1 protein-coding gene is annotated in these 1019 nt (G+C 49.6%); it reads right to left on the reverse strand.

What is annotated here, in order from left to right:
* On the reverse strand, positions 1-1019 hold a 1019-nt coding region (istA, locus tag ACJHWT_RS25435), incomplete at both ends, for an IS21-like element ISEc12 family transposase (protein WP_410232388.1).

Below are 1019 nucleotides of genomic sequence, written 5' to 3' on the forward strand. Positions count from 1 at the left end.
TTACTGTATTTTTTATGAAGGTTCAGGAGTCCAAGGCAGAAGCGATAGCTTTGTTCCGGATGTGGACGAGAGTTCAGTATATGAAGCACATAACTATGAGTTTCACTGCCTATGTGCCCCGCCCATTCCAGAAGACGCTCTGGCGTCCAGGTGGCATGCTGTCGATGAGCTTCAGGCATGTGCTCGTTGCGGGTACTGTAGCCATAAGTACGCTTGCGCGGGTGCACAGCAACCTCCTGCCCCTGATTGAAGAGTCTTACCAGTTCTCCGGAGATCCATGCTTCCAGTTGCTGGCCTAACAGCGAACATGGAACCGAGTAGTAATGTTTGTCGATTTCCACGTGGTAATCGGCATGAACTCTGACTTTCTTCACCAGGGTGTAACTGTAACTGGCTTCAGGAAGAGGCTTCAGTGCGGGTTTATCAAGCTGGATGAAGAGTTCTGCACGTGAATAACCCAACTTCTGCATTATTTTGTTATTCAGTCTTTCCAGCAACTCCCGAATGCGCTGATTAAGCGATGCAAGGCTGTAGAAGATCTCATGCCTGATTCGGGCCATGATCCAGCGTTCAACAACCTGAACGCCAACTTCAGCTTTGGCTTTATCTTTCGGTTTACGTGGCCGCGCAGGCAAAACTGCGACATTATAATGCTCAAGCATCTGCTGGTAGGTAGGGTTAACGTCAGGATCATACTTACATGCCCTGGATGTGGCGCTTTTCAGATTGTCCGGAACAACAAGTTCAGGAACGCCACCCAACCACTGGAAGCAGCGAACATGACTCATCACCCAGTCTTCAAGCTGCTGAGACCAGGTGGCCTCTGCCCATGTGTAACTTGATGCCCCGAGAACAGCTACGATGACCTGAGCAGTTCTTATTTCTCCGGTCTCAGGGTCGGTAACGCCAACGGTAGGTCCACAGTAATCAACGAAAAGTTTTTCGCCAGCTTTATGTACCTGACGCATTGATGGTGAAGTGGTTTTGAGCCATTCACGGTACATCCGGCAGTAATGGTT

The sequence above is a fragment of the Escherichia sp. WS338 genome (genome assembly GCF_046486405.1).
GTDB classification, from domain to species: domain Bacteria; phylum Pseudomonadota; class Gammaproteobacteria; order Enterobacterales; family Enterobacteriaceae; genus Escherichia; species Escherichia coli.